The 26469-nt window shown below is 43.9% G+C and carries 25 protein-coding genes; 13 read left to right on the top strand and 12 right to left on the bottom strand.

Annotated elements, in window-relative coordinates:
- Nucleotides 1-189 precede the first annotated feature (189 nt).
- Nucleotides 190-1059 carry a carbon-nitrogen hydrolase gene (locus tag GSY63_RS16030; RefSeq protein WP_166586812.1) on the bottom strand — a complete coding sequence of 290 codons (870 nt, stop codon included), beginning with the start codon at nucleotides 1057-1059 and terminating at the stop codon, nucleotides 190-192.
- 403 nt (nucleotides 1060-1462) lie between these two features.
- Here GSY63_RS16030 and GSY63_RS16025 point away from each other — a divergent pair, with 403 nt between their 5' ends.
- The 3 genes from GSY63_RS16025 (at nucleotide 1463) to GSY63_RS16015 (ending at nucleotide 5193) form a co-directional block, all read left to right on the top strand.
- Nucleotides 1463-2422 (top strand): lysylphosphatidylglycerol synthase transmembrane domain-containing protein, encoded by a 960-nt coding sequence (locus GSY63_RS16025; protein WP_166586811.1) that lies wholly within the window; start codon nucleotides 1463-1465, stop codon nucleotides 2420-2422.
- A 124-nt stretch (nucleotides 2423-2546) separates the two neighbouring features.
- Complete coding sequence (locus GSY63_RS16020; protein WP_166586810.1) at nucleotides 2547-4322, top strand: aromatic amino acid hydroxylase; 1776 nt, start codon at nucleotides 2547-2549, stop codon at nucleotides 4320-4322.
- Nucleotides 4323-4488: 166 nt separating this feature from the next.
- Nucleotides 4489-5193 (top strand): SDR family NAD(P)-dependent oxidoreductase, encoded by a 705-nt coding sequence (locus GSY63_RS16015; protein ID WP_166586809.1) that lies wholly within the window; start codon nucleotides 4489-4491, stop codon nucleotides 5191-5193.
- A gap of 71 nt (nucleotides 5194-5264) precedes the next feature.
- Here the strand turns inward: GSY63_RS16015 and GSY63_RS16010 are convergent, their stop codons facing one another.
- Nucleotides 5265-7091, bottom strand: a complete 1827-nt coding sequence (locus GSY63_RS16010; protein ID WP_166586934.1) for a DNA polymerase III subunit gamma/tau — start codon at nucleotides 7089-7091, stop codon at nucleotides 5265-5267.
- A gap of 329 nt (nucleotides 7092-7420) precedes the next feature.
- Nucleotides 7421-8038 carry a hypothetical protein gene (locus tag GSY63_RS16005; protein WP_166586808.1) on the bottom strand — a complete coding sequence of 206 codons (618 nt, stop codon included), beginning with the start codon at nucleotides 8036-8038 and terminating at the stop codon, nucleotides 7421-7423.
- Between the two features lie 343 nt (nucleotides 8039-8381).
- Here GSY63_RS16005 and GSY63_RS16000 point away from each other — a divergent pair, with 343 nt between their 5' ends.
- A complete protein-coding gene (locus GSY63_RS16000) occupies nucleotides 8382-8741 on the top strand; it encodes a hypothetical protein (protein WP_166586807.1) in 360 nt (119 codons plus the stop codon).
- A 231-nt stretch (nucleotides 8742-8972) separates the two neighbouring features.
- Nucleotides 8973-10280: an ammonium transporter gene (locus tag GSY63_RS15995; RefSeq protein ID WP_166586806.1), complete on the top strand. Its 1308-nt coding sequence runs from the start codon at nucleotides 8973-8975 to the stop codon at nucleotides 10278-10280.
- A 106-nt stretch (nucleotides 10281-10386) separates the two neighbouring features.
- On the opposite strand, the gene GSY63_RS15990 is transcribed toward GSY63_RS15995, so the two are convergent.
- From GSY63_RS15990 to GSY63_RS15980, 3 genes are all read right to left on the bottom strand, one after another.
- The gene (locus GSY63_RS15990; protein ID WP_166586805.1) at nucleotides 10387-11403 is read right to left on the bottom strand and encodes a sterol desaturase family protein; all 1017 of its coding nucleotides are present in this window, start codon (nucleotides 11401-11403) and stop codon (nucleotides 10387-10389) included.
- A gap of 57 nt (nucleotides 11404-11460) precedes the next feature.
- Nucleotides 11461-12402 carry a sugar phosphate isomerase/epimerase gene (locus tag GSY63_RS15985; RefSeq protein WP_166586804.1) on the bottom strand — a complete coding sequence of 314 codons (942 nt, stop codon included), beginning with the start codon at nucleotides 12400-12402 and terminating at the stop codon, nucleotides 11461-11463.
- 121 nt (nucleotides 12403-12523) lie between these two features.
- Nucleotides 12524-12952, bottom strand: a complete 429-nt coding sequence (locus tag GSY63_RS15980) for a secondary thiamine-phosphate synthase enzyme YjbQ (protein WP_166586803.1) — start codon at nucleotides 12950-12952, stop codon at nucleotides 12524-12526.
- Nucleotides 12953-13221: 269 nt separating this feature from the next.
- On the opposite strand from GSY63_RS15980, the gene GSY63_RS15975 reads away from it, so the two are divergent.
- On the top strand, nucleotides 13222-14133 hold the full coding sequence (locus tag GSY63_RS15975; protein WP_166586802.1) for a pirin family protein: 912 nt from the start codon (nucleotides 13222-13224) through the stop codon (nucleotides 14131-14133).
- Here the strand turns inward: GSY63_RS15975 and GSY63_RS15970 are convergent, their stop codons facing one another.
- Together GSY63_RS15970 and GSY63_RS15965 are read right to left on the bottom strand one after the other, a co-directional pair.
- Nucleotides 14134-14328, bottom strand: coding sequence for a hypothetical protein (locus tag GSY63_RS15970; protein ID WP_166586801.1), 195 nt, complete (start codon nucleotides 14326-14328; stop codon nucleotides 14134-14136). It lies immediately after the preceding gene.
- A gap of 99 nt (nucleotides 14329-14427) precedes the next feature.
- Nucleotides 14428-14805 carry a hypothetical protein gene (locus GSY63_RS15965; protein WP_166586800.1) on the bottom strand — a complete coding sequence of 126 codons (378 nt, stop codon included), beginning with the start codon at nucleotides 14803-14805 and terminating at the stop codon, nucleotides 14428-14430.
- Between the two features lie 138 nt (nucleotides 14806-14943).
- Here GSY63_RS15965 and GSY63_RS15960 point away from each other — a divergent pair, with 138 nt between their 5' ends.
- From GSY63_RS15960 to GSY63_RS15945, 4 genes are all read left to right on the top strand, one after another.
- Nucleotides 14944-15684: an SDR family oxidoreductase gene (locus GSY63_RS15960; protein ID WP_166586799.1), complete on the top strand. Its 741-nt coding sequence runs from the start codon at nucleotides 14944-14946 to the stop codon at nucleotides 15682-15684.
- A gap of 337 nt (nucleotides 15685-16021) precedes the next feature.
- A complete protein-coding gene (locus GSY63_RS15955; protein ID WP_166586798.1) occupies nucleotides 16022-16468 on the top strand; it encodes a GNAT family N-acetyltransferase in 447 nt (148 codons plus the stop codon).
- Between the two features lie 97 nt (nucleotides 16469-16565).
- Complete coding sequence (locus tag GSY63_RS15950) at nucleotides 16566-17150, top strand: TetR/AcrR family transcriptional regulator (RefSeq protein WP_166586797.1); 585 nt, start codon at nucleotides 16566-16568, stop codon at nucleotides 17148-17150.
- Nucleotides 17151-17226: 76 nt separating this feature from the next.
- Nucleotides 17227-18141 carry an alpha/beta fold hydrolase gene (locus GSY63_RS15945; protein ID WP_166586796.1) on the top strand — a complete coding sequence of 305 codons (915 nt, stop codon included), beginning with the start codon at nucleotides 17227-17229 and terminating at the stop codon, nucleotides 18139-18141.
- A 54-nt stretch (nucleotides 18142-18195) separates the two neighbouring features.
- On the opposite strand, the gene GSY63_RS15940 is transcribed toward GSY63_RS15945, so the two are convergent.
- The 3 genes from GSY63_RS15940 to GSY63_RS15930 form a co-directional block, all read right to left on the bottom strand.
- Entirely contained in the window at nucleotides 18196-19512 is a 1317-nt protein-coding gene (locus GSY63_RS15940) for a vanadium-dependent haloperoxidase (RefSeq protein ID WP_166586795.1), read from the bottom strand.
- 22 nt (nucleotides 19513-19534) lie between these two features.
- On the bottom strand, nucleotides 19535-20338 hold the full coding sequence (locus GSY63_RS15935) for a hypothetical protein (protein ID WP_166586794.1): 804 nt from the start codon (nucleotides 20336-20338) through the stop codon (nucleotides 19535-19537).
- A 126-nt stretch (nucleotides 20339-20464) separates the two neighbouring features.
- Entirely contained in the window at nucleotides 20465-21010 is a 546-nt protein-coding gene (locus GSY63_RS15930; protein ID WP_166586793.1) for a hypothetical protein, read from the bottom strand.
- A 238-nt stretch (nucleotides 21011-21248) separates the two neighbouring features.
- Between GSY63_RS15930 and GSY63_RS15925 the strand changes: the two genes are divergently transcribed.
- The 3 genes from GSY63_RS15925 (at nucleotide 21249) to GSY63_RS15915 (ending at nucleotide 25221) form a co-directional block, all read left to right on the top strand.
- Nucleotides 21249-22661 (top strand): inorganic phosphate transporter, encoded by a 1413-nt coding sequence (locus GSY63_RS15925; RefSeq protein WP_166586792.1) that lies wholly within the window; start codon nucleotides 21249-21251, stop codon nucleotides 22659-22661.
- Between the two features lie 27 nt (nucleotides 22662-22688).
- Nucleotides 22689-23507 (top strand): universal stress protein, encoded by an 819-nt coding sequence (locus tag GSY63_RS15920; RefSeq protein ID WP_166586791.1) that lies wholly within the window; start codon nucleotides 22689-22691, stop codon nucleotides 23505-23507.
- 169 nt (nucleotides 23508-23676) lie between these two features.
- The gene (locus GSY63_RS15915) at nucleotides 23677-25221 is read left to right on the top strand and encodes a sensor histidine kinase (RefSeq protein WP_166586790.1); all 1545 of its coding nucleotides are present in this window, start codon (nucleotides 23677-23679) and stop codon (nucleotides 25219-25221) included.
- A 196-nt stretch (nucleotides 25222-25417) separates the two neighbouring features.
- Here the strand turns inward: GSY63_RS15915 and GSY63_RS15910 are convergent, their stop codons facing one another.
- The gene (locus tag GSY63_RS15910; protein ID WP_243749243.1) at nucleotides 25418-26461 is read right to left on the bottom strand and encodes a PorP/SprF family type IX secretion system membrane protein; all 1044 of its coding nucleotides are present in this window, start codon (nucleotides 26459-26461) and stop codon (nucleotides 25418-25420) included.
- Nucleotides 26462-26469: the final 8 nt, after the last annotated feature.

Raw genomic sequence — 26469 nt, 5'->3', positions numbered from 1 at the left:
TTTATAGTTCAAACGTCATTGCAAAACACGAAAGAATGCAATAATCCATTTGATTTAGGTTTTCTATTATGTCATTGCGAGCGATAGCGCGGCAACCTCGTCGCTTACATTATTCGATCTGTATAGCTACGAGGTTGCTTCGTTCCTCGCAATGACAAATTATATTATTTTGATTGACTTTGGGATAAATTAGTCCTCGTCAATAAGTCTCTTCGTAATTGGCTGATAAGAGTCAATCCTTCTATCTCTTAAAAACGGCCAGTGGCTGCGGTAATAATCTGACTTATCCAGATCTAGTTCGTGCACAGTTACTTCTTCCTGATTATGTGTTGCCTGATACATAATCTTACCGAATGGGTTCGACACAAATGATCCACCCCAGAATTCGACACCAGCCTCTTCACCTACGCGGTTAACGCTAACAACGTGTACGCCGTTTGCAACTGAATGCGAACGCTGGATGGTTTGCCATGCGTTGTATTGATCGGTATTGGTTTCCGCATCTTGCGTGGTAGCCCAACCGATAGCCGTTGGATAGAATAATATTTCGGCACCCATTAATGCGGTAATACGGGCTGCTTCCGGGTACCATTGATCCCAGCAGATTAGCACACCGATGGTAGCAAACTTGGTTTTGAAAACCTTGTAACCCAGGTCGCCCGGGGTGAAGTAAAATTTCTCGTAAAAGCCCGGATCGTCAGGGATGTGCATCTTGCGATACTTGCCCAGATACTGTCCATCGGCATCTAAAACAGCGGTGGTATTGTGGTAAAGCCCTTGCGCACGTTTCTCAAATAACGAGGCAATAATAACCACACCAAGCTCGGCAGCAAGCTTAGAAAGCTCATCTGTCGATGGGCCAGGGATTGGCTCGGCCAGCTTAAAATTATCGTAATCTTCTACGTCACAAAAATAAAGGGAGGTAAAAAGCTCCTGTAAACAAACGATCTGTGCACCTTTTTGGGCGGCTTCACGAACCTTCTCAATTGCCTTCTGCAAATTCTGCTGCTTATCTGCTGTGCAGCTCATTTGTACCAGGCCAACTTTTACTTTACTCATCTGCTTTAAAATTTGCGCAAAAATACGGAATAGTTTTTAGTTGAATATGCGGATTAAGTTAAGTTGTTGTCGTCGGTTTGTAAACGTTTGAAGTTGAGCTAAGTAGTTGATTAGGTTGATTAGGTTGATTAGGTTGATTAGGTTGATTAGGTTGATTAGGTTGATTAGGTTGATTAGGTTGATTAGGTTGAAACTCACTTCAACGCACTTAGTTTCTGTTATCTCTCAACAATTTAACTCAATCAACTATTCACTCAATCAACCGCTCTCCAATACATAACAATTCTACTCAATCAACCGCTCACGCAATCAACTACTCCTCACCAACTTTAACTTATTTTAACTTAATCAACACATTCAACCTAATCCAACCAATTAACCAAAAACCTTATCTTTGCCCCAAATGACTGAAACGGAAGAATTTGTTGCCCCCAAAACACCCAAGACTACTAAACAGAAGTTATGGGATGCCGCTAAGCTTGTACTTAAAATAGTTGTAACCGGAGCTTTACTGTGGTACGTGTTTAGCAAAGTGCCACTTTGGGAAGTTAAGGACAGGTTAGTACACGCCAATTACTGGTGGATGGCTGCTGCATTGATTACCTTCATGATCTCTACCGTTGTTTCATCATGGCGTTTATTAAGCTTCATAAAATCTATCGGTCTAAAGCTCGACTGGCGTTTTAACCTGCGTTTGTATTTGCTTGGCATGTTCTACAACTTCCTGCTTCCGGGTGGAATCGGTGGCGATGGTTATAAGATATGGCTACTAAACAAACGCTATAAATTACCCGCTAAAAAGGTATTCTGGGCATTGTTATTCGACAGATTAAGCGGGCTATGGGCTATCGGCTTAATTGTATGCGCATTGATTATATTTATCCCGCAAATAGACCTGCACTTTGCCATTCCGGGCAGTATATTTATTGTGGGTACTGCAATTTATTACGGTGTTGTACACTTCTTTTTTAAAGATTACGGCCGTTATTTTTTCACGGCACACATTAAGGCCGTAATGGTACAATCCTTACAGGTATTAACCATCTTGTTTGTGTTATTAGGGCAAGATTTCCATGGCAAATTCGCGCCTTACCTGTTGTCTTTCTTGCTGTCGGCTTTGGCAGCAGTATTACCTACGCTAGGTGGTGCCGGAGCTCGCGAAGCTATTTTTACGCGCCTGGCACCTGTATTTAACATGCAAGTTGGCTTAGCGGTATATCTTAGTATTTCGTTTTACCTCATATCGCTGGTTGTGGCATTGTTTGGTGTTTACTATGTACTTCGCCCAAGTCGTTTAGAAGAAGGTTTACCACCAATGGATCATGGAACAGCTCCGGAAGCGGTGGAAGAAAACCCATCATAAACCCGCCCCAATTGCAGCATTTGATCATATCATTATAAATCCGAAATCGTACATCCGAATTACGAAATAATAATATCACTATTTCTATAATTTTGCGTTTAATTGTAAACCGATTATACGCCCCATGAGCGATTTTAATGATTTTAATAATCTGCAGGTAGCTAAACTGCCGCGGCATTTAAAGCAATTTATTGTAGATCAGCATTATGAACATTACACCCCGGTTGACCATGCCGTGTGGCGTTATGTGATGCGCCAAAATTACGCCTACCTTAAAGATGTTGCCTACTACCCATATATCCCTGGCTTGCAAAAAGCTGGGCTTACGATAGAGAAAATCCCCAATTTACAGGAGATGAACGATGCCCTTGCCCAAATTGGCTGGGGAGCCGTTACCGTTGACGGGTTTATCCCGCCTGCGGCATTTATGGAGTACCAGGCTTACCGCGTATTGGTTATAGCAGCCGATATTCGACAGCTTAAACATATTGAATACACGCCCGCCCCGGATATCATTCACGAGTCTGCCGGCCATGCCCCTATTATCGCTGATAAAGACTATCACGAGTACCTAAGTTATTTTGGTTCGATAGGTGCCAAGGCTATGTTCTCGGCTCAGGATTTTGAGCTGTATGAGGCTATCCGTGCGCTTTCGATATTAAAGGAAATGCCTGAAGCCGATGAAGCAGAGATAGCCGCAGCCGAAGCCCTGGTAACATACCGCCAGGAAAACATGGGCGAGCCTTCCGAAATGGCCTTATTAAGCCGCCTGCACTGGTGGACGGTTGAGTACGGCTTAATTGGCCCACTTAATGATCCGAAGATTTATGGTGCTGGATTACTGTCCTCAATTGGCGAAAGTGCTAGCTGTATGCGACCAGATGTTGCCAAATTGCCTTATAACATCAACGCCATTAACTACACGTATGATATTACCAAACCACAACCACAACTGTTTGTAACGCCGACTTTTCAAAATCTAATTAACGTACTGGAAGAATTTGCCAATAGCATGTCTTTTCGTCGTGGCGGGGCTTATGGCTTGCAAAAGGCTGTAGAAAGCAAAAACACCTGCACGGCGGTTTATAGCTCGGGCTTACAGGTTAGCGGTACTTTTACCAATTTCACGCAGCAAGATGGTAAACCCATTTTTTTGAAAACTACAGGACCAAGCATACTCGCTGTTAATAATAAACAATTAGATGGCCATGGTAAAGATTATCATAAAGATGGGTTCAGTTCGCCCGTTGGCAAGTTGAAAGGCTTCGACAAACCATTGGAGAATTTCAAACTCGCCGATTTGCATCGTGCGGATATTGAGATTGGCGAAAATGCCACCCTTAAATTCGAAAGCGGGATAACAGTGCAAGGCCGCATAAAAAGCATGCTCATTAACGATAACAAGATCCAGATGATTTGCTTCACCAACTGCACAGTTAATGATGCGGAGGGGAAGATCTTGTTCGACCCATCATGGGGTACTTATGATATGGCCGTTGGCGAAAAGATTGTTTCTGTATTTTGTGGCGCTGCCGATAAAGATGCTTTTGAGGAGGTGACTTATAAATCTGGCACCAACACGGTACACACAGAGTATGACGCCAACACGCTCGACTTACACAAACTTTACCAGCAAGTGCGTGATTGCAGGCAGTCGCACACCAGCCCAGCCCAATTAAATAACGTTTGGGAGCTTTTACAACAAAAACATCCGGATGATTGGCTTTGCGCATTAGAGGCGCTCGAAATCCTCGACCACGAAGATGCCGAGCCCAAACTCGCCAGCAAGATCAGGGCTTTCCTCGAAACTAAAGCCACAACCGACCCTGAGTTAAAAAAACTGATCAACGACGGCTTGTATCTAATTAAACACCCGGTGGAGCAAAAACTGGTAGTCTGATTTTTTGTTAGTACTTTCAGACTATATAAATAACTATTTAATTCCCCTCTTGGGAGGGGCGCGTTAGGAAGTGTAATGGCAGGGGTGGGTTCTTGATGAATACCACACCCCTAACCCCTCTCAATAGGGGAATTATTACTACCGACGAAACTATTCTAAAACACACATGAACATCATTATAACCGGCGCCAGCAGCGGCGTAGGCTTTGAAGCCGCACTCGAATTAATATTAAAAGACCATCATAAAGTGATAGCACTCGCAAGGTCGCAAAGTAAACTAAGCCGTTTACAGGAGATTGCCAGCAGCCTCAACCCCGGCTGCACCATTTACCCGGTAGCGTTTGACTTGGTGAATGATGATTACAACGACCTGATCCCATTTATCAATGCCCGCTTTGATGGGCATATCGATATCCTGATTAATAACGCCGGCGCGCTTATCAATAAGCCATTTACCCAAACAGACGAAATGGATTTTGTGGAAATGATGCAAACCAATTTCCTGGCACATGTGCGTATTACCCAAGCCTTGTTGCCCATGATGAAAGCGGGCAGTCATATTGTTAACATAGGCAGCATGGGTGGTGTACAGGGCAGCGCTAAATTCAAAGGCTTATCAGCCTACTCGGCCAGTAAAGCGGCCTTGCATAATTTCACTGAGACCTTAGCACAAGAACTCACAGATCAGAAAATCAGTGTAAATTGCCTGGCCCTTGGGTCAGCGCAAACCGAAATGCTTGAGCAGGCCTTCCCTGGTTATGAATCGCCGGTGATGGCTTTTGAGATGGGAAAATACATTGCCGACTTCGCCCTTACAGGCAGTAAATTCTTCAACGGAAAAATATTACCGGTGGCGGTTACTACGCCATAAAATGTCACTTGGCCAATACAAGAAAAGCCCTTCGGTATCCGAAGGGCTTTTCTTGTAAAATATAGCATCTGTTAACTAAAGTCGAGATTAAAACGCTTGTGTAGCTCTATAAGGCTGGGATTCTTACCTGCCATGTGCTGAAACTTCTCTACATCAGTATACGGTCGGCGGGTGGCCGTAATTTCTTCGATCCGGGCTCTTACTTCGATGCTAAAGTTCTTGAGTTCGACACGCAAAAAGTTATGCAGATAGGGCCGCTCGTTCCTGAAATCGTTGTCCTGGGCTTTATTATTCACCACCACCTCAAATTCATTGGGTTTAAGCATAGTTGGCGCGTTGGCGGTAAAAATGGTGAATAGCCCCATCTTGCTTTCGTTTTTTAAGCGGGTGGCATATTCGCTCCACTTTTTCAGGAAAGCATCCATCGTAAACTCTTGCTGGTCTGTACCCTTAATGTAGGGATCGTCTTCGTCAAGTTCTTCGGTGGCTACTGTTTCGGTAACATTTAGTGATGGTATTAATACCGAACGCGTAGGCATCGAAATTTTCGGCTTTTCAGCCGGCATTTGCGGTATACTCGCTACCGGGGCGCTTACTGGCGGGGTTATCTTTGGTATACTTGTGGTAGCAGGCTGCGCAGTTTGCGGCACAGATGCAACTTGTTGTGACCTAGTCGATTCTGCCTGATAACTAACCTGAGGCTCGTTGGTTATCGGGGGCTGACTTGCTTCAGTTACTGGTTTTTTTTTTAGCTGGCTATCATTAGCCTGCCCATTTAATTGCGGTGCGGTTGCGAGGTTAAAGGCCGAAGGCAGGTGGCACATTTTAAGCAGGGCCAGTTCCACTTGTAAGCGTTGATTCTTACTTAACCGGTAGTTGATCTCGCACTGGTTGGCAATATTCAAAGCCGATAGCAAGAACGAACCCGTAGCCTGTTGCGACTGCTGTAAGTATCGCTGGCGAACGCCATCACTTACCTCCAACAATTTCAGCGTAGCCGGATCTTTACCTACCAACAGGTTGCGGAAGTGGTTAGAAAGTCCGTTGATAAAGTGACTACCATCAAAGCCCTTAGACAGGATCTCATCAAAGACCAGCAAGGTCTTCGCGGTCTCCTCACCCATCAGGTTATCAGTGAGGTTAAAATAGTAATCGTAATCCAGAATGTTAAGGTTATCAATTACGGTTTTATAGGTTACGTTGCCCCCAGAGAAGCTAACGATCTGGTCGAACATAGAAAGGGCATCACGCAAGCCACCATCAGCTTTTTGGGCTATGATGTGCAGGCCGTCGTCCTCATAAGCGATGCTTTCCTTTTGGGCGATTGATGCAAGGTGACCGGCCATATCCTCAACCCGGATACGGTTGAAATCAAAGATCTGGCAACGGGATAAAATAGTAGGCAGAATCTTATGCTTCTCGGTAGTGGCCAGAATAAATATGGCGTAGTTAGGTGGTTCTTCCAGTGTTTTCAGGAAAGCGTTGAAAGCCGCCTGAGACAGCATGTGCACCTCATCTATAATATACACCTTATAGCGGCCGGCTTGCGGCGGTATGCGCACCTGGTCTATCAGGTTACGGATATCATCAACCGAGTTGTTTGATGCCGCATCCAGCTCATGTACGTTAAAAGAATTTCCGTTTTGAAATGCCCGGCACGAATCGCAGGTACCGCAAGCCTCGCCGTTGGGCTGCAGGTTGGTACAATTGATGGTTTTTGCCAGGATTCGCGCACATGTGGTTTTCCCTACCCCACGTGGCCCGCAGAATAAAAATGCCTGCGCCAGCTGATTACTTTTGATTGCGTTTTTTAAGGTATTGGTCACATGTTGCTGACCTACAACGGTTTCAAAAGTAGCCGGGCGGTATTTACGGGCCGAAACTATAAAATTATCCACAGCTCCTAAGGTAACAAGAAAACCGGAAAGGCTAAAGCGAAAATCAAGGGGATTATCAACAAGGATATCAACACCGGCTTTATCCGGATGGTGGCGCATGGTGCAAAGTTCCACATGCACCACTGTGTTCCTACTTAAAAGTCAGTTTCATTGAATGGGACACATTAGGGCCGATTTTAGTTTAATCAAAAGCGAATACGCTCCACTCGTAATAACTTTTAAGTCTTTTTTGCTAACGGTATACTACCAGCACTACGCATAAAAAAGCCTTATTTACGCCACCCCAAGTCGACATAAACAAGGCTCTCTTATCAAATCTATATTTTTTTCTAAAAAATACTGAGTGCAGTAATTTCCTTCACGTTATAATAACCCTTAGCCGCTGGCAAATACACCTCCGTATCTTGCCAGGTGATACTTACTTTTTTGCCAAGGTTTACACCTACGCCGTTAACAAACTTCTCCGAGCCCTGAAACTGATGCAACCATAGAAATGAATATTCCTTTTTATTTTCGTCAACAACTACCAGGTAATTAAACCCTTTATTATCTATCCTTATCAACTTCCCTTGCGTAGTACGCACAGGCACTTCCTCTGCCTTATCCGAAGCCATAATAACACTGAGCTTCATAAAACTACTACAATTCATTTTCATTAGGTTCTTTCCTATGTCAGCGCCAATCGCATGCATAGCTGCGTCGTCTTCAAAATCTACTTTGCGCTCCTCGGCTGTCGCCACTAATAAGGATTGATATTTAGAAAAACACTCTGTAAATACCCCCATTGCCTCTTGTTTATTTTTGACTTTGGACAGGTCGGTTCTAACCATACAATTACAGATAGAGTCAGTAAGTTGTCTTTCGGCAGTAGCCGGAGTAGTTTGCGATTTGGCTTCGCTGAAAGCAGTTAGTGCTACAAAGAGCAGGATAAGATATTTAATATTCATTGTGATAATTTCTGGCCGCGATTATAATACAAAAAATCGGATCATCAGCTTCATCTCAAAAGAAAATTTCATTCCGCAAAAACCGCTCAACACATGGCTTCAAGCCAAAAAAACAACAGCAAACCAAATAATATATTACATTTTAGAAATATTCATTAATATCTTTCACAAAAACAGTCATATAAAATATCAATTTGTCAATTTTTGATATTTAAAGTCTACAAAATCTATATACTTCGCAAAAAATAACATATTATCAAACAAAACATCTATTTATAAACCGTAAATACGCATATCTTTTAGTATTTTAGTAAAAAATGCAATTATTAAGCTGCATAGAATAATGAAATATCGGTTTATTAAACTCTTTTTTCTTTTTTCTATACTCTTCGCCGTTAAAATAAAGGGCGAAGATGCCGGTTTATGCACTTCAGCATTCTACAAAACAAAAACCGCAAACTTATATGCCGCAAACGGCAACAATAATCGCGGTCCTCATATTTACTTCTTAGGTTTAAACGGCACTTTGCAAATGTACCGGGCGCAAACTCAGCGCGGCGGTAGCTTTGTTAAATCTGTGTTGCTAAATACAGCAGGGTTTTATGCCGGTTTTAAATCCTTAACCATTATTTTTTTGCGCTCGGGCACAGAACATCTCAGTTCGTGCAAGCTCATCCTCTTTCCGTTTCACGATTTCTGGTAAACACTCACCCCAGTAAAAATATCGTATACCCCAACTATTATCGTAACTACCACACAGCTATAAAAGCCGTGTGGTTATTTCATGGCGTTTGGTAAGGCTGCCCGCATAAGCGTGTACTTTACCACGGTATTTTTCGCACTCTTCACACTACACTAATAAACAATCAACTAAACCCGCTTTAGCGGTCCGTTTACGGGCTTGCTTTGGCTCACCTTTTAAAAAAACTAAAAAATGAAAAAGATTTTACCCTTTATCATACTGGCTCTTATTGTGGTTTTGGCACTCGTATTTCCGTCTATAGATACTGTTACTATAGCCGATAGCAAAATAGATTCGGGCGACACCGCATGGCTGCTTACCGCTACTGCACTCGTTTTATTAATGACTCCAGGACTCGCTTTTTTCTATGGCGGCATGGTGAGCAAAAAGAACGTACTATCTACCATGATGCAGAGCTTTGTATGTATGGGCGTTATTACCGTTATATGGGTAATATTTGGCTTTAGCCTTGCTTTTGGCGACTCGATACACGGTATTATCGGCAACCCTGCAACCTTTTTTATGATGAAAGGCATGCTGGGCAATGCCACCTGGAAACTGGCACCTACCATTCCGTTGGTATTGTTTGCCATGTTCCAGCTTAAATTTGCGGTAATTACCCCGGCTTTAATAACCGGCGCATTTGCCGAGCGTATCCGCTTCACTTCATACCTTATTTTTATCTGCCTGTTCATCGTGATCATCTATGCACCACTGGCCCACTCGGCCTGGCATCCGGATGGCCTGATGTTTAAAGCAGGTGTATTGGATTTTGCCGGTGGTACTGTGGTACACATGTCGGCTGGCTGGGCTGCATTGGCTTCGGCATTATACCTTAAACAACGCAACGAAAAAGCGCACAATCCTGCGCGCATCAGCTATATATTATTAGGTACCGGCCTTTTATGGTTTGGTTGGTTTGGTTTTAACGCAGGTTCGGCATTGGGTTCGGGCACGCTGGCGGCAACTGCACTGGCTACCACCACAACCGCATCTGCAGCAGCAGCCATGGCCTGGATATTTTTTGAAATGATACGCGGCCACAAGCCAACCGTAATGGGTGCCTGTATTGGCGCCGTAGTAGGTTTGGTTGCCATTACACCGGCAGCAGGCTTTGTAAGTATCCCGCACTCGCTGGTAATTGGTATCGTAGCATCGGTAGTGAGCAGCCTGGTTGTACTATGGCGAAGCAAAACATCTATAGATGACACACTGGATGTATTCCCTTGCCACGGCGTTGGTGGTATGATGGGTATGTTATTAACCGGTGTGTTTGCACATCAAAATGTAAACGGTGGCAATACTACAGGTAATGGTTTATTTTTTGGCGAAACCCACCTGTTTTTCACTCACGTGGTTGCCTTGTTAGCTGTGTCGGTATTTGCCTTTGTTGGTTCGCTGATACTGCTTAAAGTAACAGACCTGATCAGCCCGCTGCGCGTAACCCCTGAAGAAGAGATAGCCGGCCTCGACATTAGCCAGCACGGCGAAGAACTATAATTTGAGTGTTTAATCAGTTGATTGGCCCCTGGTAGTGCGGGGGCCTTTCTTGTTTTTACATTGCCGGCTGTAGCGGCACTGTCAGCCTCTGACCGTGTATCGTTATTTACGAACCTACGCCCTCGGCTATATGACTACGACTTTCTTGCAGGTATGCTTCTTTGGTAACTTTAGCCGTTTTATGATCGCCTTTATGGCTCCATCCCGGCGGCATAACAACATAAAGGAGCTTATTTTTAATTCCAGGCGCTGCTGCCATATCTTTAAACAGGCAAACAAACTCTCCAAAATAAGAATCCCACAAACTGTTAGGTTTCATTTCGCGGGTAATGCCGTATTCAATTTTTACGTCATACATTTCATCCTGATATGTTTTAAAAACCCTGTCCCAGATATTTAAGAGATTACAAAAATTGGTATCCATATAAAGCGGATTCTTAGCGTGATGCACCCTGTGGTGCGATGGTGTAAGAATTATCTTGTTTAAAAATCCTAACCTGGCGTTTTTTGCAATGTTATCGCCAATGTGAATAAATGATCCCCAAAGTCCGTCAATCGCCATAATTAAAAACAACATGGTGGGGCTAACCCCCAGTAAAATACAAACCGTGGTTCTGATCACATCGGCATACGGGGCTTCGAGAAAAAAATGCGCATGGTTAACAAATAGGTTCATTTCTTGCGGCGTATGATGGGTAGAATGCAAACACCAGAACAGGCGCACCTTATGGCCCAGATAGTGATAGATAAAATGACCGAACTCCCAAACGATATAACCGTAGATAAACCAGTACCAGGTTACGGACGATTTAAAAATGGCGTGCTTTTCGAACAAACCAATACAAAACCCAACCATCCCAAACGAAACAAAGACTGAAATAAACCGGTTAAGCACATACACCAAAAACGGTATTTGATAATGGCTACGGCTAAAACGCCTCATAATTAAGGCGCTTACAATTTCGAACACCAACAAGGCAGGTATAAGCGTGTATAACGTGCCTAACAAGCCACTAAGCGTACTGAGGCGACTAAAATCGCCCGTTTTAAACATTTCAATTATACCACCGAGTGACAGAAATCCGATGATTTCATTTAATATGGTTTGCAAGATCGAGTTCATATTGGTAAACGGTTTATAACTTCTCTATCCTATTCTGATGCGCCTTATAAGTGCAATTTACTGATATCTTTTACGTAAAATATCTTTCATGGATACATTTACTTCCCATTGGTCGCTAACGGGTTGTTGTGTAAAAGGCAATGTAGGCATATAAGTGGCGGGGCCAAATTCGGTAAGTATGGTTTGATATTTTGCACCGGCTTTAATGCGTTGTGCGATAACCTTATCCCACCATTTTAAATGTTGCTCTACCACGTTTGCCCATTCTGGTGCAGCCGGGTGGTTAACCTGCGGCCCTTCGGGATGGCCTATCCTGGCGTGAATATGATGAGCATGGGCAATTGCCGAATCGACAAAAGGCGCCAGATCTGCTAGCATGGTTTCGTGTACACAGCACCAATGCGAGATATCTAAAGTGAGGCTGATATCCTTATACTTTTGGATAAATGGCTGGGCTATATGTGCTGCAAAAAGCATTCTGGAACGGTGGGTTTCGTGATAGATCGGGATGCCGGAACTATCGGAAAGTTTTTTTGCAAATTCTATGTATTTACAGTTTTCTTCGAAAGGAAAAAAGTCTCTGCCTGTTTGCGAGTTCACATACAAAGGCTTCGCGATCTTTTGGCTTACAATTTTCTCCAGATCATTTTTGTAGGTATCAAAATATTTTTGCGGATCGCCTTCGGAGCAGTTTGTTAAAAATCCAAATTTCAGATCGTATTTCGCAGCAGCCTCAGCAACTTGTGGAAGTTTGTCGCGCGCATCGCCCCAGGCTATCTCGAAACCATCGAAGCCGCTGTTTTTCGCCTTTTCGGCAAACTGCATTATGGTGCCCGCAAAACCCCAGAAAGGCGCCAAAATGAGTAGTTTAAAATCATTGGGCAAAACCATATCGGGTTGATTTTGCTCCCGGACATCTAATTTATCAACAGGCCGAACGAGCAGCGAACCCGATAACATTGCAGTGCTGGCAATAAAATTTCTTCTCGAAAAATCCATTTGAAAAGATATAAACTTTAATTTAAAAACAACAATTGTAACGAAGAACCCGCTGATCAGGTTACCTCAAAATTGGCTGCTATTCTATTCGGAATCTCCTTGCATAGGCCTTTCCTTGCTTCTATATAGATGATCCCCAGGCAGTAATTACAATGCCGCGGCCGCCGCCATAGTTGCGGTGCTCGCACAAATAAATACCTTGCCAGGTACCCAAAGCTAACCTGCCGTTGCGAATAGGAATGCTTACCGAACTGCCCAGCATAGCAGCTTTGAGATGCGCGGGCATATCGTCCGGGCCCTCATCGTTGTGCAGATAGTCGGAGTCATTTTCGGGTACGGCCTTACTAAAAAACATCTCAAAATCTTGCCGAACCGTTGGGTCGGCATTCTCATTAATAGTTAACGATGCCGAAGTATGCTGAATAAATACCTGGCAAATACCCACTTTTATTTCGCGCAATTGCGGTAAGGCCTGCTCTACCTCGTCGGTTATTAAATGAAACCCACGCTGCCGTGCACGTAGTTGAATCGCTTTTTGATAGATGTTCATGATGTAAAAATAAGGGAAATGGAGAGAATGTTTTATAAGACCTGTATAGCTCGCTCCCTTGGGAGGGGTTTAATTAAGATGCAGTAGCGAATACCCCTCCCTGCCATTACACTAGCCAAATGCGCTCCTCCCGAGGGAGGGAATTTAATTTCATATTTTGCATCCCCAAGGATCTCTCGACGACGACCCCGAGATTTAGGACAGACTAATCCTTCTTCTCACAACCTTCTATTTTCTTTATCTTGCATTGCAATAAACTACACACCCTCATGTCAAACATCAACCTCATTATCGAAGAACGCCCCCGCAATATTGGCAATTTTATGGTTGGCCGTCTGTTGCCTTTTAAAGATAAGCGCCTGGTTGGTCCATTTATATTTATCGACCACATGGGGCCGGCAGAGATGAAGGCCGAGCAAAATATCGATATTGCGCCGCACCCACACATTGGCCTCTCTACCCTAACCTACCTGTTTGAGGGCAATATTATGCACCGCGATAGCCTGGGCACCGAAATGGAAATTAAGCCCGGACAAGTAAATTGGATGACCGCCGGCAAAGGCATCACTCACTCCGAACGAGCACCCGACTACCTTCGCCATAGCGAAAAAATGCTACACGGATTGCAGATCTGGGTTGCCTTGCCAAAAGCGTTTGAACAAATGGAGCCGTCTTTTTACCATGCCGATGTTGAAGACCTGCCGCAATGGGAAACAGATGGAGTGAGCTATAGATTAATAGCCGGCAAGTTTATGGATCACGAGTCGCCGGTGCCGGTATATAGTCCGCTATATTTTTTAGAACTGAAGAGTACAGCCAAACAAACTGTAAAAATAGGTAAAGATCTTTACGGCGAAGCAGGACTCTACATTCTGGAAGGCAGTATAGAAAACGAAGACACCACCTTTGGTCCTAAAGAATTATTGGTAGCCAAAGACAGTCAGCTTTGCGAATTTACCATGAACGAGCATACCAGCATCTATTTCTTCGGCGGCGAGCCACTGCCAGAGCAGCGCTTTATTTACTGGAACTTTGTGGCCTCTGATTACGCATTGATAGAGCAGGCAAAAAAAGACTGGCAGGATCAGAAGTTCCCGCAAGTGCCCGGCGAAACCGAGTTTATCCCGCTGCCACCAGAACCAATTGGCCTGAAGCAGCGGGATAGAAAGGATGCTGATTGATTAAAACTTTAACTCTTCACCCGTTTCGGGTTTAGTGTGTTCTTCAACCAGTTCTATTTTAGGTTCATTATCAATAAACAATTCGCGGTTTTTAGATAACACGGGTACAGCGCCCGATATAGCAATACCGGCAACAGCCAATGTCATATATATAATGAGCCAACAAAGGCGTAATAGCTTTTTAAGATTTTTCATTTTCAGGAATGATTAGCAAACGCAGCATGTGCCACATGTAGCACGCAGCATCTCGTGATAAATAGACAACCGCTTAGGCGGTACTTAGAAAATCAGAGGTTATCCTAAAAATGAAGATGGTTTGCCATCGGTATTATTCGGGCAGGTTTTAGCCCGAAAAAAGAAAGCCGTTTGCACTAAGCAGGCAGGCATAGTTACTGTATATAAAGTTACCTGCCGGTTATGCAGATGAGGTAGATTTATTACAGTCTGCAAAAAAGGGAAGGCATTACCTTTAACCAGCATATGACACATAACACGGGCATAGGTTATGCTTCTTGAGGCATTTTCTTGCCTGTCAATTATTAAAGTGGTTTGCTGGGCGCTATCTAAAGCCGAATTTTTAACGCTTCCACCAGAAAAGCAGAACAAAGCAAGCAGTATCACCAGCAGGTAAAGCCATTGACCGCTTGTTTTTTTGTATCTGTCTTTAGCCATGTTCATCTTTAAAAATAAAAATGCATTTTTTTTATGAGAAATTCCTAAAACCGAGGGTGCTTCTATTTTGCTTTTTACCATTTGTTAAGTGGGTTAGGCCATTAACAGCCTCACTTTTGTATCAACAAATAATTTAACATGAAGACGCAAGATCAGAAATCAGTATTAGCAGAAAAACGAATAATCATATTAGGCGGCAGTTCGGGCATAGGCCTGGCAACCGCGCATGCGGCAGCCAGCGAAGGCGCCAAAGTAACCATCGTATCAGGCAAGCAGCAACGGATTGACGCAGCCCTTGAAGGGCTACCAGAAGGCGTCCAAGGATTCGCGGTTAACCTGGGTAATGAGCAAGCCATTAAAGCATTTTTTGAGCAAGCCGGGAGCTTCGATCACCTTACCTACAGCGCAGGCGAAAACCTGACTTTAACTATGCTCGATAATGTTATTATCGACGAAGCCCGCCAGTTTTTCAATGTAAGGTATTGGGGCGCAGTAGCTACTGTAAAATATGCGGCAAAAAACATTAATGCCGGTGGCTCTATAAATCTTATTGGTGGCATTGCAGGACCACGCCCAAGCGCCGGCTGGGCTATTGCCGCCAGCATTTGCAGCGCAATGGAAGGGTTTACCCGTGCCATGGCAGTTGAGCTGGCCCCCGTACGTGTAAACCTGGTTTCGCCCGGGGTAATTAAAACCAATTTATGGAACGGCATGAGCGAGGCAGACCGTGAGGCAATATTCACCAACGTGGCTAATTCGCTACCCCTTAAACGCGTTGGCAACGCCGAAGACATAGCACAAACCTTTATTTACATGATGAAACAGCAGTTTGCAACAGGTCAGGTAATCACAGTTGACGGAGGGGCAGTATTAGTTTAAAACTTCTAAGAATTTTTTTTCTCAGTTTTAGACAAAAAAATCACAGAAACGACTCTGATAATGAAAACATTAACATTTATTTAACATCTTTATGGCGTCCCGATCAGTTACTATGAATCTTTTTTTCCTCTGAGGAAAATACTATTCGATATAGTTTACCGTTTTGGATTATAAGTAAGCACTCTTGCTTACCTATTGTGATAAGGTTTAGGTTGAAAGTCCCCCAGCAGCGAGTGCGAGGGGGCTTTCTTTTTTTATACACCTTGTTATCGTCAAATAACATTAGTTATTTTGCCCATGAGCCTGGCAGGCTCATCAAAATTTACACTCACGCAACATGCAGTACACTACCATCAGCAAAGCCTTTGATCAACTAAGCGTTAACCAGTTATACGATATTTTAAGGTTGCGCAGCGAGGTTTTTGTGGTAGAACAAAACTGCGTTTTTTTAGATGCTGATAATAAAGATCAACATTGCCACCATGTAATGCTTTACAAGGGCGACGAGTTGGTAGCCTACGCCCGCCTGGTGCCCGCGGGCGTCTCTTACACCGAAATATCTATCGGCCGCATTATTACCAGTCAAAGCGTTAGAGGCAAAGGCGCAGGCAAAATATTAGTACAGGCATCTATAGATGAATGCGAAAAGATCTTCGGCGCGCAACCGATTCGCATCGGGGCGCAGGCTTATGCCATTAAGTTTTATGAGCTGTTTGGTTTTGTTACCGATGGCGATCATTACGACGAAGACGGTATCGATCACGTAGAAATGATCCGCGCTTAATCCCTCCCCCAATTCATTTTATCACGATAAAAAAATATTTAATTTTATTTTGTACTATTTAGTACAATTTATATCTTTGTACTATCATTTAATAAAAATGGCAGGCAGACCAAAAATATTCGACGAGCAGGAAGTGATTAACAAAGCTGTAGAAGTGTTTTGGAACAAAGGTTACGAAGCATCTTCTGCCGATGAATTACTGGCTGCTATGGGTATTGGCAAGGGTAGTTTCTACCTTTCTTTTAAAGGCGGAAAAAAGGAACTCTTCGAAAAATCGCTTAAACAATTTGCCGATGCCGACCTTTCAGCTTTCAGGCAAAAGCTGGCTGGTAGCGCCAACCCTATTCAGGAAATTAAAGATTTCTTTTTAGGCTTATTGGATGCCCCCGCTGTACGCAAAGCCAAGGGCTGCTACGTGGGTAATGGATTGATGGAAATGTCGACCAAAGACGCACACCTTAAAGAGCTGACCGGCCGATTATTGGCAGGAATGGAGGCTTTATTTACCGAAACTATCAGACAGGCACAGCAAAAAGGCCAACTTAAAACCACTGAAAAACCAGAGGTGCTGGGCCGTTACCTGCTTAACCTATGGAACGGCATTAACGTTACCATGCGCGTACACCCCGGCGATGATACCCTGAAAGACATGATCAAATTAAATTTGGCAGTATTAACATAAATATTTTTTTACTCTATTTTGTACTAAATGGTACAATTTAAAACATACATCAACAAACAAATAAATCATAAATCAAATGGAAACAGCAAATTCAACAGTATCAGTAGCCCAGGGCTTTGATAGCACTAAAGTAAAGTACAAAACTATTAGTATTGAAAGCCAGGACATATTTTATCGTGAGGCCGGTTCGCCGGATAAGCCAACGTTGTTGTTGCTGCACGGGTTCCCTACTTCATCGCATATGTTCCGTAATTTGATCAATGCTTTAAGTGGCAAATATCACTTGGTGGCGCCAGATTATCCCGGTTTCGGCAATAGTTCTATGCCTTTAGTTAGTGAGTTCGAATACACTTTTGATCACCTGGCGGATATCATAGATCAGTTTATCAAAGCCCTCGGCCTTACCAAATACAGCCTTTACACCATGGACTACGGCGCACCTGTAGGTTACCGCCTTGCGGTTCGTCACCCCGAAAACGTGCAGGCCCTGTTAATCCAAAATGGCAACGCTTACGAAGACGGTTTATCTCCGTTTTGGGATAAAGTAAAAGAGTTTTGGGCGAACCCGGATACTGCCGAAAACATTGCATTTGCTGATACCATGGTACTTCCAGAATCTACCAAATGGCAATACCATACTGGTGTTAGGGACATTGCAGCTATTGGTCCGGATGCGATAGCATTAGACCAATTAGGCTTAGATCGCCCGGGTAATGCCGCTATTCAACGTGCCTTACTTTACGATTACCGCACCAACCCTGGCGAGTATCCAAAATGGCAAGCCTATTTTCGTGAATACCAACCCGCAGCGTTAATTACCTGGGGAAAAAATGACGAGATCTTCCCGATTGAAGGTGCGTATGCTTATCAAAAAGATTTGAAAAACACCGAGCTCCACGCGCTTAACACAGGCCACTTTGCTTTAGAAGAAGATGGTGACCTGATAGCTACCTTGATTGATCAGTTCCTCGCTAAAAATAATATCCGCTAAAAACAAAGAACGCCGCCCGGCAAGCCGGGCGGCGTTCTTTGTTTTATAAGTATTTTACTTTGTAAGCTTCAATTTACTCAAAATAAACTCACCTACCTGCTTGCCCTGCACCGAGCCCATATGCTCGCTGTTACGGAAGTGAATGCCACCATAAAAACGGCTCACAGCAGTTTCCTCAGCTGCTTTTTGGAATGAATCGAAATGGCGGGTAAGGCCAATGTAACGCTTTTCCGTAGTATCCATAAATGCAACATTATCGCCAAACAGCTTACTTAACACAGTAGCCGAAGCCATGCTGATACAAGCATGCCCCGCGGGATATTCCGGAAACGGCGGCGTTTGCAGCAGCGGTAACCAATAATGATCGATGGTTTCGTTAATTACAGATACCGGCCTGATGAAGCTGTATTGGTACTTAGCCTCCCAACTGCAGATAAACGAATCGAATAGTGCCATAGTAGTGAGCGCATAAGCCTGGGCAGTTTTTACACTCCCTGCTTTAGCCTGGCGGCAAGCAATAGCAGTAATGCCCATCCAGTGCCCACCCGGGGTAATCTTTTTATTAGCATACATAATGTGGCCGTCGTGCTGCACTACAAACGGGTTATCATCCCAAAAAAGAGCGATGGTTTTTTGCTCAGGCGTAAGGCTCTTATTGGTTTGATAAACCTCCATCGCCTGTTTATAATAGACACTGTTTTTATCCTCGCTATACAAAGGCGGGTGCGGCAACGGAAACTGCTTCGACGATTCGATGGCATAAGGCTCCATCGTTCCCCAGCAATACTCTACCCCATCCAGATAATCAGGTGGTGTTGGGCGCCACTCAGCATGTCCGTTGTGGCCCAGGTATTTAGGCTTACCACGAGTTTGCGGATAGTTATCAAAATCGGCGCGCTTGATAATCACTTTAGATATCGCCTCGCCAAAAGCCATTGAGCGGTTATATGTATCGTCATCAAGGTTGTCTTTAAACTTAGCGTATAAATTATCCTCGTATTTTTTCAGCGTATCCTTAGAGAAAACCACGTGGCGGCCTACTTCAAACAGGGCCCGGGTTGCTGCCAGTGTATAGTTATAAGTTTTACCTTTTTCGGGCTGGGGCATGGCCTTAAAGCCTTTTATCTGTGCGGTGAGCGACAAGTATTTCGGATCTTCAAAACGCATGGCTTCGTATGCGGCCAGCGAAGTGTAGCCATAAATACGGCTGGCCACCGGCGGTGTAAACACATCGTAAATAATTACCTGCGTTAATGCATCCTCATTTTGGTGCAGTATCTCGGGATTGTTTACATTGAATGGCTTTTTAGGCGCGCAGCCAACTATAGCGCCTGCCGCTACGAACAGCAGTATAAATTTTATCAGTTTCATTTAGTGTTGTAATCTTTTAGGTTTAAACAGATTGGGGTTGAACAACCTGGCTTGTTCTTGGCTCGCGGTTAATACCCAGCAGAAGCCATAGCGCTAACAAGCTGCCATAGCTGCCGCCGCGCTCTACCCATTCAAAAACTTCCCAGTGGGGATAAAGCAGTTCGCTGGCCATTTTCCAGATAAAGAAAGCCAGCAACAACCCACGTACTGGCCGAACCAGTATAATAACCGCGGCCGCCAGTTCAAAGCAGCCTACCAGTAAGGCAACATGTTGCGGATCGTGAAAGCCGAGGCTGGTGTATTGGCCTAACAAACCTTTTTTATAAATAAGATTTAACCAACCATGCCCTGCCAACAGCAAAAAGCAAACTATCTTTAAACAGGTTTCCAGTTGTTTAAGCAGTTGTTTATTAATTTCAAAATCGGGCTTTATCAGCGTAAACCAATATTTAAAACCCTTCTCCTCTTTATTGCAAAGAATAAGTAAAGCCAATGATGCACCGAAGTTACCCGCGCGTTCTATCAGTTCGGCAAAAGGCTCCCCGGATAGCGGGCGTAGCGAAGCTGTTACCAGTCCCCATATTACCAACCATGCAGCAATAGCCCTCATGGGATAAAACAGCATGATCAAGCCCAGAAAAATATCGGCAGCGCCGAGTACAGGCATCAGCGTGTAGGCCATATCATGCCCAATGCCAAAAACGGCAAAATAGTTAGCCCAGATAGGCTTAGTAATTATGCCAAAAGATCCGTGCCCAATAAAGCACATGGCTACAGCCAGGCGCAGTATGGTATATATATGATGTTCTACAGAATTTTTATGCATTACAAAATCAGTACGTACGCAAATACTGCTTTATTATTAAAACAGGCAGTGCGTGATTATCACCCTCAGTAAATTTCAGTTTCGCAATACAGGCCTTAAAGCCAAATGTACTGCCGTGATTAGGTATTAGCATAAAATATCCGGCGGTTGGTATGGCGTTTCTTTAAACCGCCCCTTAGGATTAACTTTGGTAGTTACAAAATATTTTGTCACAGGAGATACCCTGTTTTCGGCTTTAAACACCAACATTGGTAAGCTAAACTTATCCATAGTAGGCTTTTTAAGCAGCATGTTATTATTCTTCGCCCCAGGCAAATCATCCAGCTGACGGGCACAAATAATGTTTTCATTACTTAGCCGTGTTGCCTTGTAGTTTGGCACGCACATTACGTAAATGGTGTCTTTAGTAAGCTTCATCTTTACGTAGTTATAGCTGGCATTTTTAAAGTTAATTTGCCCGCTAATGCGTTCAAAGCTATTCCAGTTTTGGATGTTGGGCAAGCTTACCGGCAGCTTTACCATTACCAGGCTATGTACATTGTACATGTTTTTGGCAATATGCTCGTTCATCACCACATCTGTACGATAAGCAAAATACCGGTTAAGCATGTTATAACCGTAGAGGTTAAACAGGTGTACAGATAACAGTATTATGGCAACAAGCTTTCTCAAACAATTTAAATCGGTGCGCTAAATATCTGCTTTTTAAAGTTTAATAGCAATATGGAGTGAGTATAAAAGATGGTGGCTGATGTTAATTCTTAATGATTGGTTATAACGCCAGCCCCAGACTGAAACGACTTATCTCTCAATTATATAACAATTTATTAACATTAAAATCAAGACAATTGAACACTTCTGTTGTTACCTTGATTCGATGCAAGTTTCCTTCAACATATGAAGCTTTAGTATGCCGCTATTTTTAAATGTAATTACGCTTCCTTTTATTGGCGAAACCACGCTAGGCGGTTCTTTGTTGGTGGTATTCTTTATCTGCTTGTTGGCTGTAGTTGGATTCGAGTTTGTAAACGGGTTTCACGATACAGCCAACGCCGTAGCAACCGTAATTTATACCAAGGCCTTAAAGCCAGTGATAGCCATTCCGTGGTCGGGTTGCTGGAACTTTTTGGGGGTGTTTTTAGGTGGTGTATCTGTAGCCATGGGTATCTTAAAATTAGTACCCCTCGATGAACTGATGAAGCTCCCTATTGAAGTGGGCGCCTGCATGGTAATTTCGGTTTTACTGGCCTCCATTATGTGGAATATCGGCACCTGGTATATGGGTATCCCCTGCTCCAGCTCGCACACCATGATAGGTGCTATGATTGGCGCCGGCCTGGCTTACGGCCATTTCTACGGTGGCAAGGGTGTTAACTGGCACCAGGCCGAAGAGATCGGGCTATCACTCATCACCTCACCTATTATCGGTTTTGGCCTGGCTGCTTTATTAATGCTGCTGCTAAAGCATGTTATTAAATGGAAGTCGTTATTCCATACCCCTACAGGCGAACACGACAGACCGCCTTTACCAATCCGGCTGTTACTGATCACAACCTGTGCATTGGTGAGTTTCTTCCACGGTAGTAACGACGGGCAAAAAGGCGTAGGGTTGTTAATGCTGATATTAATTGCCTTTATGCCGGTGCAATATGCGGTTAATCACCACGTTGCAAACAACCATATCCTGCAATCGTTAAACAAAACAGAGCAGGTAATCAGGCAACCAACTTATAATGAAAGTGTTTTTTTAAAACTGGATACCGCGGTAGAAAAATGCAAGTCCCTACTATCTGTAAAAAATACGGGCGACAAAAGTGAGGCTTATTTATTCAGGCAGTCTGTTGAGAAAGTAGTTAGCGACATCAAATCCATAACCGCCGACGAAAAAATAAAACTGACCGGCGATGATAAGCATATCCTGATCAGTGCAGCAGACGACCTGACTAACGTAACCGATTATGCACCGGTTTGGGTTATTGCTACTATTTCGCTTTCGCTGGGTATTGGCACCATGATTGGTTGGAAACGCATTGTAGTAACCATAGGCGAAAAGATAGGTAACGAACACCTCAACTACGCCCAGGGTGCTACTGCAGAAGTGGTGGCTGCTTCTACCATTGGATTAAGTACTTCTTTCGGTTTACCGGTAAGTACCACACACGTGCTTTCGAGCGGAATAGCCGGAGCTATGGTGGCATCGGGCGGGACCAAAAATTTGAATAATAAGACATTAAAAAATATAGCACTGGCCTGGCTGTTAACCCTGCCGGTAGCCATAGTACTAGCATTTTTGCTATTTATGGTATTTCATTTGTTTGTGTAGCAGTAACCTTTAATCAGCCTTCGAAAGATGAAACAGATACTTGTAGCCACCGATTTTTCTGCCAGCGCGGCAAACGCTATGAAATATGCCCTCGAACTGGCCGAAGTATTGCACATGGAGGTTTGCGCTATACATGCTATCCACCCTACCGAGGGCATCAACAACAGCACCTACAACGCCATTTTTATTGAAGATTATTACAACAATAAACGACATGCCCTAACCGAATGGGTTGCCGAAATTACCGACGACAGGCTGCAAAATATTAAAGTAACCACCCTTTGCGAAGTTGGCTTTTTAAAAGCGGTAATAAAACGTCACATCAAACAACACCACGTAGTAATGCTGGTGATGGGTATTACAGGTGCAACAGGTATCGCCGGTATAGTTGGCAGCAACACCAGCGAGGTGGTAACCAAAATAAAGATCCCTACACTGGTGATCCCTTTAGAAAGTCGGTTTGCCAAAGTGCCGGTTATTACGCTGGCTACGGATTATGAAACAAGGCTTTCGGCAGAAGATGTGAACGCCCTCAATGAAATGATAAAAGCTTTCGGCTCTGAGAGAATGCAGGTTTTGTACGTAGATGAGAATCCTGACCCTAGCCTGCTTAAAACCCAGGAAAGCAAACTCAAAAGAATAATAAAACACACCAAGCTCGAGTTTAATTACATACAAAAAAGCAGCGCCCTAAACGGCATCATGGATTTTATTACCACCCACGAAACTGACATGATATGCCTGGTAAAACATCACCATAACATTGTTTACCGCCTTTTTACCCGCAGTACTGTTAACCAGATCATCAACCGTTCTGTAAAAGCCGTTTTGGTTTTGCACGAATAGTTATGAATTCATAGTTGGTGGTTCATAGATCATAGCAAGGACGATAGACCATGGACCATAGACGACGACCATGGACTATGAACTATCGGCTATGAACTAACGGCTATCAATTTTTCTTTTCGTTAATATTTTTCGCGTAACTTTAAAATATCTAAACCTGATAAAAGGCATGCACAGTAGTGATGTTCAACAGTCATTAGACCAAAAACTCCTCCAACTCCTTGTAGCCAGCGTTAAGGACTATGCTATTTTCATGATTGACCCGCAAGGTTATATTATGAGTTGGAATCAAGGGGCCGAGCGAACCAAGGGCTACACAGAGGAAGAAGCGATCGGTCGGCATATATCTATATTTTACACTCCCGAAGATCAAGTTAAAGGTGCTCCCATGCATAATCTGGCTCTGGCACTAAAACACGGGAGCCACGAAAGCGAAGGCTGGCGCGTGCGGAAAGATGGATCAAAATTTTGGGCCGATGTAGTCTTTACCCCCTTGTACGATGACAATCACAAGCATATCGGATTTGCCAAAGTTACCCGCGACATCACCGAAAGAAAACAGGAAGAAGACCGAAAATTAGCGGCTAATGTAAGCAGCCGCAAACAGGCCGAAGAATCGCTGATCAGATCGGAGGCCAACCTGCGGTCAGTATTTGAGAACACAGATGTCGCCATTCTTTTAATGGATAGCGATTTAAGAATTATGGCCTTTAATCAAAATGCTTATAATTTCTGTTTAGATAAAAATAACAAAGAATTAAAAATTGGTGATTCGGCCTACAACGCTTTCCGCAAAGCGCGCGAATCCATTAACAAAAACATCCACAAGCAGGTACTTAACGGCGAGACCATTTCTTATGAAGCTTCCTATATCCCGACGGAAGGCCCCGTAGAATGGTATGAGGTTAAATGGTTTGGCGTTCGCAATAAAGATAAAATTGTGGGAGTTATTATCACCATTAAAGATATTACCGTACGCAAACAACTAGAGATAGACCGCGATAAAATAACTACCGACCTGGTACAGCGCAACAAAGACCTTGAACAGTTTGCCTACATTGTTTCGCACAACCTACGGGCGCCGGTAGCCAACATAGTGGGGCTCTCCAATATGCTAAGCACCCTCGACCCAGACGAGCAGGAACGGGCCAGTATATGTGAATCGATAGCCACAGCTATCCATAATCTTGATAATGTGGTGGTAGATCTTAATACCATTTTACAGGTAGATGGCCAGGTTATAGAACAACCAGAACCGGTTTCGCTACAACAATTGGTGCGGGAAGTAGAAATCGGAATAGGCGACCTTATACGCGATAGCCACGCAACGCTTCTTTGTGATTTTGAGGCTATTGATACGCTCACGATGCGGAAAGGTTATTTGCACAGCATTTTCCATAATCTGATTGTTAATGGTATTAAGTATCGCCGTGATAATGCAGCCCCGGTAATTAAAATCAGCTCCCGGATTGCCAACGGCAATATTGTTATTATCTTCAAAGACAATGGCAAAGGAATAGACCTTTCAACCCATAGCAGTCGCCTGTTTGGTTTGTACCAACGTTTTGACACCTCGGTAGATGGCAAAGGCATGGGCCTGTTTATGGTGAAAACGCAGGTAGAAACGCTGGGTGGCACTATTGAAGTGGAAAGCAAACTAAACCAAGGCACCAAATTTCTGATCGAATTTCCGATGGAAAAAAGTGATGTTTAAGCACCAAATGATTTACATCCTATGGTCGGTGTTGTCTACATAGTTATTCGGAAGACTTTTCAATTCCCTCCCTTTTTTTTAGTCTATGGTCAGTGTTGTCACCGACCATCTCCCCCCAAACAAAAAAAACCGCTGAGCATTCACTCAACGGCTTTCTCTTCATTAGGGGAAAGAGAGGGGTATTATCGCTTATGTATTAATAAAATTCATAGCAGCGGCGTGTTCCCTGGAACTTCGGTGCCGAAGCGTCGCGCGACGGCAGGGTGGTTTCATAACCTAAACTACCCTCGGTACTACCGGCTGTATTACCATAGGTTAATCCTTGCACAGCCGAATCATGGCTCACCCCGAAACGCAGTTTCTCTCCACCATCGCGGTTAATAAACACGTCGAATATAAGGGTTAGCACCAGTGCACTTGGCCCGGTTTCGGCACCGCTGCGGTACGAGAGGCCTACGTTAACGCCACGGCGTTTGTACTGCATACCAACACTGTATGATTGAAACTTATCCTGCTTATAGAAAACAACAGAGGGGATCACAAACGAATCGTCGTCATCATCCATACCGCCATCAAAACCACCGTTCAGGTTCCAGCGGTAGCTAATGTTACTGTTAATACGCATGGGCACCTTGGCAGTCATCCCGGTAAAAGATTCGTTGGGGCGGTTAAGGTGTTGTACCGCTGTGCCGATATTGAAATTGCCGATAACCAGGTTTAAACCCGCGCCCGAATCAAAGTAGAACTTATTATTAAACGGCAGATTGTTAGCTGCCGAATTTGAGCCCGGAATAAGCCCGGTGGTAGGGTCTATCTGATCGCCGAAAGTAAGTTTACTATAATCAATGGTACGGTTGGTAACACCTGCCTGCAAGCCAAATGATAACACGTAATCATCAGACCCAACACTATAAGAATATAAACCCGAAATATTAGTGTGATCCAGATAGGCTGTGCCCTCGCTGCTGCGTGTAACCAATAACCCAACCCCACCACCAAATTGTGGCACGTTATAATCCACCGATGCCGATAAGTACGATAACGAGCCGGGCACACTTGTCCACTGGTTGCGGTAGATGAGGTTCATACGCAAGTCGGCTTTAAACTGCCCCGTTAGTGCTGGGTTTAAATACAAGGGCGAGTTAAAAAATTGTGAGTAAAGATGGTCCTGCGCCGAAGCGGTTAAACCAGTTAGCAGGATCATCAAAAATAAAAGCCGTCTCAAAGCCATCTTCTTCATATATCGAT

Origin of the sequence: Mucilaginibacter agri, from assembly GCF_009928685.1 — a bacterium.
Taxonomy (GTDB): Bacteria; Bacteroidota; Bacteroidia; order Sphingobacteriales; family Sphingobacteriaceae; genus Mucilaginibacter; species Mucilaginibacter agri.
The sequence above is the reverse complement of the archived record's forward strand: the minus strand, read 5'-3'. Positions and strand labels throughout refer to the sequence as shown.

Bases quoted from the DNA above. Each gene is read 5' to 3' on its own strand.
- GSY63_RS16030 (WP_166586812.1), bottom strand. From the start codon at position 1,059: ATGAGTAAAGTAAAAGTTGGCCTGGTACAAATGAGCTGCACAGCAGAT.
- GSY63_RS16025 (WP_166586811.1), top strand. From the start codon at position 1,463: ATGACTGAAACGGAAGAATTTGTTGCCCCCAAAACACCCAAGACTACT.
- GSY63_RS16020 (WP_166586810.1), top strand. From the start codon at position 2,547: ATGAGCGATTTTAATGATTTTAATAATCTGCAGGTAGCTAAACTGCCG.
- GSY63_RS16015 (WP_166586809.1), top strand. From the start codon at position 4,489: ATGAACATCATTATAACCGGCGCCAGCAGCGGCGTAGGCTTTGAAGCC.
- GSY63_RS16005 (WP_166586808.1), bottom strand. From the start codon at position 8,038: ATGAATATTAAATATCTTATCCTGCTCTTTGTAGCACTAACTGCTTTC.
- GSY63_RS16000 (WP_166586807.1), top strand. From the start codon at position 8,382: ATGAAATATCGGTTTATTAAACTCTTTTTTCTTTTTTCTATACTCTTC.
- GSY63_RS15995 (WP_166586806.1), top strand. From the start codon at position 8,973: ATGAAAAAGATTTTACCCTTTATCATACTGGCTCTTATTGTGGTTTTG.
- GSY63_RS15990 (WP_166586805.1), bottom strand. From the start codon at position 11,403: ATGAACTCGATCTTGCAAACCATATTAAATGAAATCATCGGATTTCTG.
- GSY63_RS15985 (WP_166586804.1), bottom strand. From the start codon at position 12,402: ATGGATTTTTCGAGAAGAAATTTTATTGCCAGCACTGCAATGTTATCG.
- GSY63_RS15980 (WP_166586803.1), bottom strand. From the start codon at position 12,952: ATGAACATCTATCAAAAAGCGATTCAACTACGTGCACGGCAGCGTGGG.
- GSY63_RS15975 (WP_166586802.1), top strand. From the start codon at position 13,222: ATGTCAAACATCAACCTCATTATCGAAGAACGCCCCCGCAATATTGGC.
- GSY63_RS15970 (WP_166586801.1), bottom strand. From the start codon at position 14,328: ATGAAAAATCTTAAAAAGCTATTACGCCTTTGTTGGCTCATTATATAT.
- GSY63_RS15965 (WP_166586800.1), bottom strand. From the start codon at position 14,805: ATGGCTAAAGACAGATACAAAAAAACAAGCGGTCAATGGCTTTACCTG.
- GSY63_RS15960 (WP_166586799.1), top strand. From the start codon at position 14,944: ATGAAGACGCAAGATCAGAAATCAGTATTAGCAGAAAAACGAATAATC.
- GSY63_RS15955 (WP_166586798.1), top strand. From the start codon at position 16,022: ATGCAGTACACTACCATCAGCAAAGCCTTTGATCAACTAAGCGTTAAC.
- GSY63_RS15950 (WP_166586797.1), top strand. From the start codon at position 16,566: ATGGCAGGCAGACCAAAAATATTCGACGAGCAGGAAGTGATTAACAAA.
- GSY63_RS15945 (WP_166586796.1), top strand. From the start codon at position 17,227: ATGGAAACAGCAAATTCAACAGTATCAGTAGCCCAGGGCTTTGATAGC.
- GSY63_RS15940 (WP_166586795.1), bottom strand. From the start codon at position 19,512: ATGAAACTGATAAAATTTATACTGCTGTTCGTAGCGGCAGGCGCTATA.
- GSY63_RS15935 (WP_166586794.1), bottom strand. From the start codon at position 20,338: ATGCATAAAAATTCTGTAGAACATCATATATATACCATACTGCGCCTG.
- GSY63_RS15925 (WP_166586792.1), top strand. From the start codon at position 21,249: ATGCCGCTATTTTTAAATGTAATTACGCTTCCTTTTATTGGCGAAACC.
- GSY63_RS15920 (WP_166586791.1), top strand. From the start codon at position 22,689: ATGAAACAGATACTTGTAGCCACCGATTTTTCTGCCAGCGCGGCAAAC.
- GSY63_RS15915 (WP_166586790.1), top strand. From the start codon at position 23,677: ATGCACAGTAGTGATGTTCAACAGTCATTAGACCAAAAACTCCTCCAA.
- GSY63_RS15910 (WP_243749243.1), bottom strand. From the start codon at position 26,461: ATGAAGAAGATGGCTTTGAGACGGCTTTTATTTTTGATGATCCTGCTA.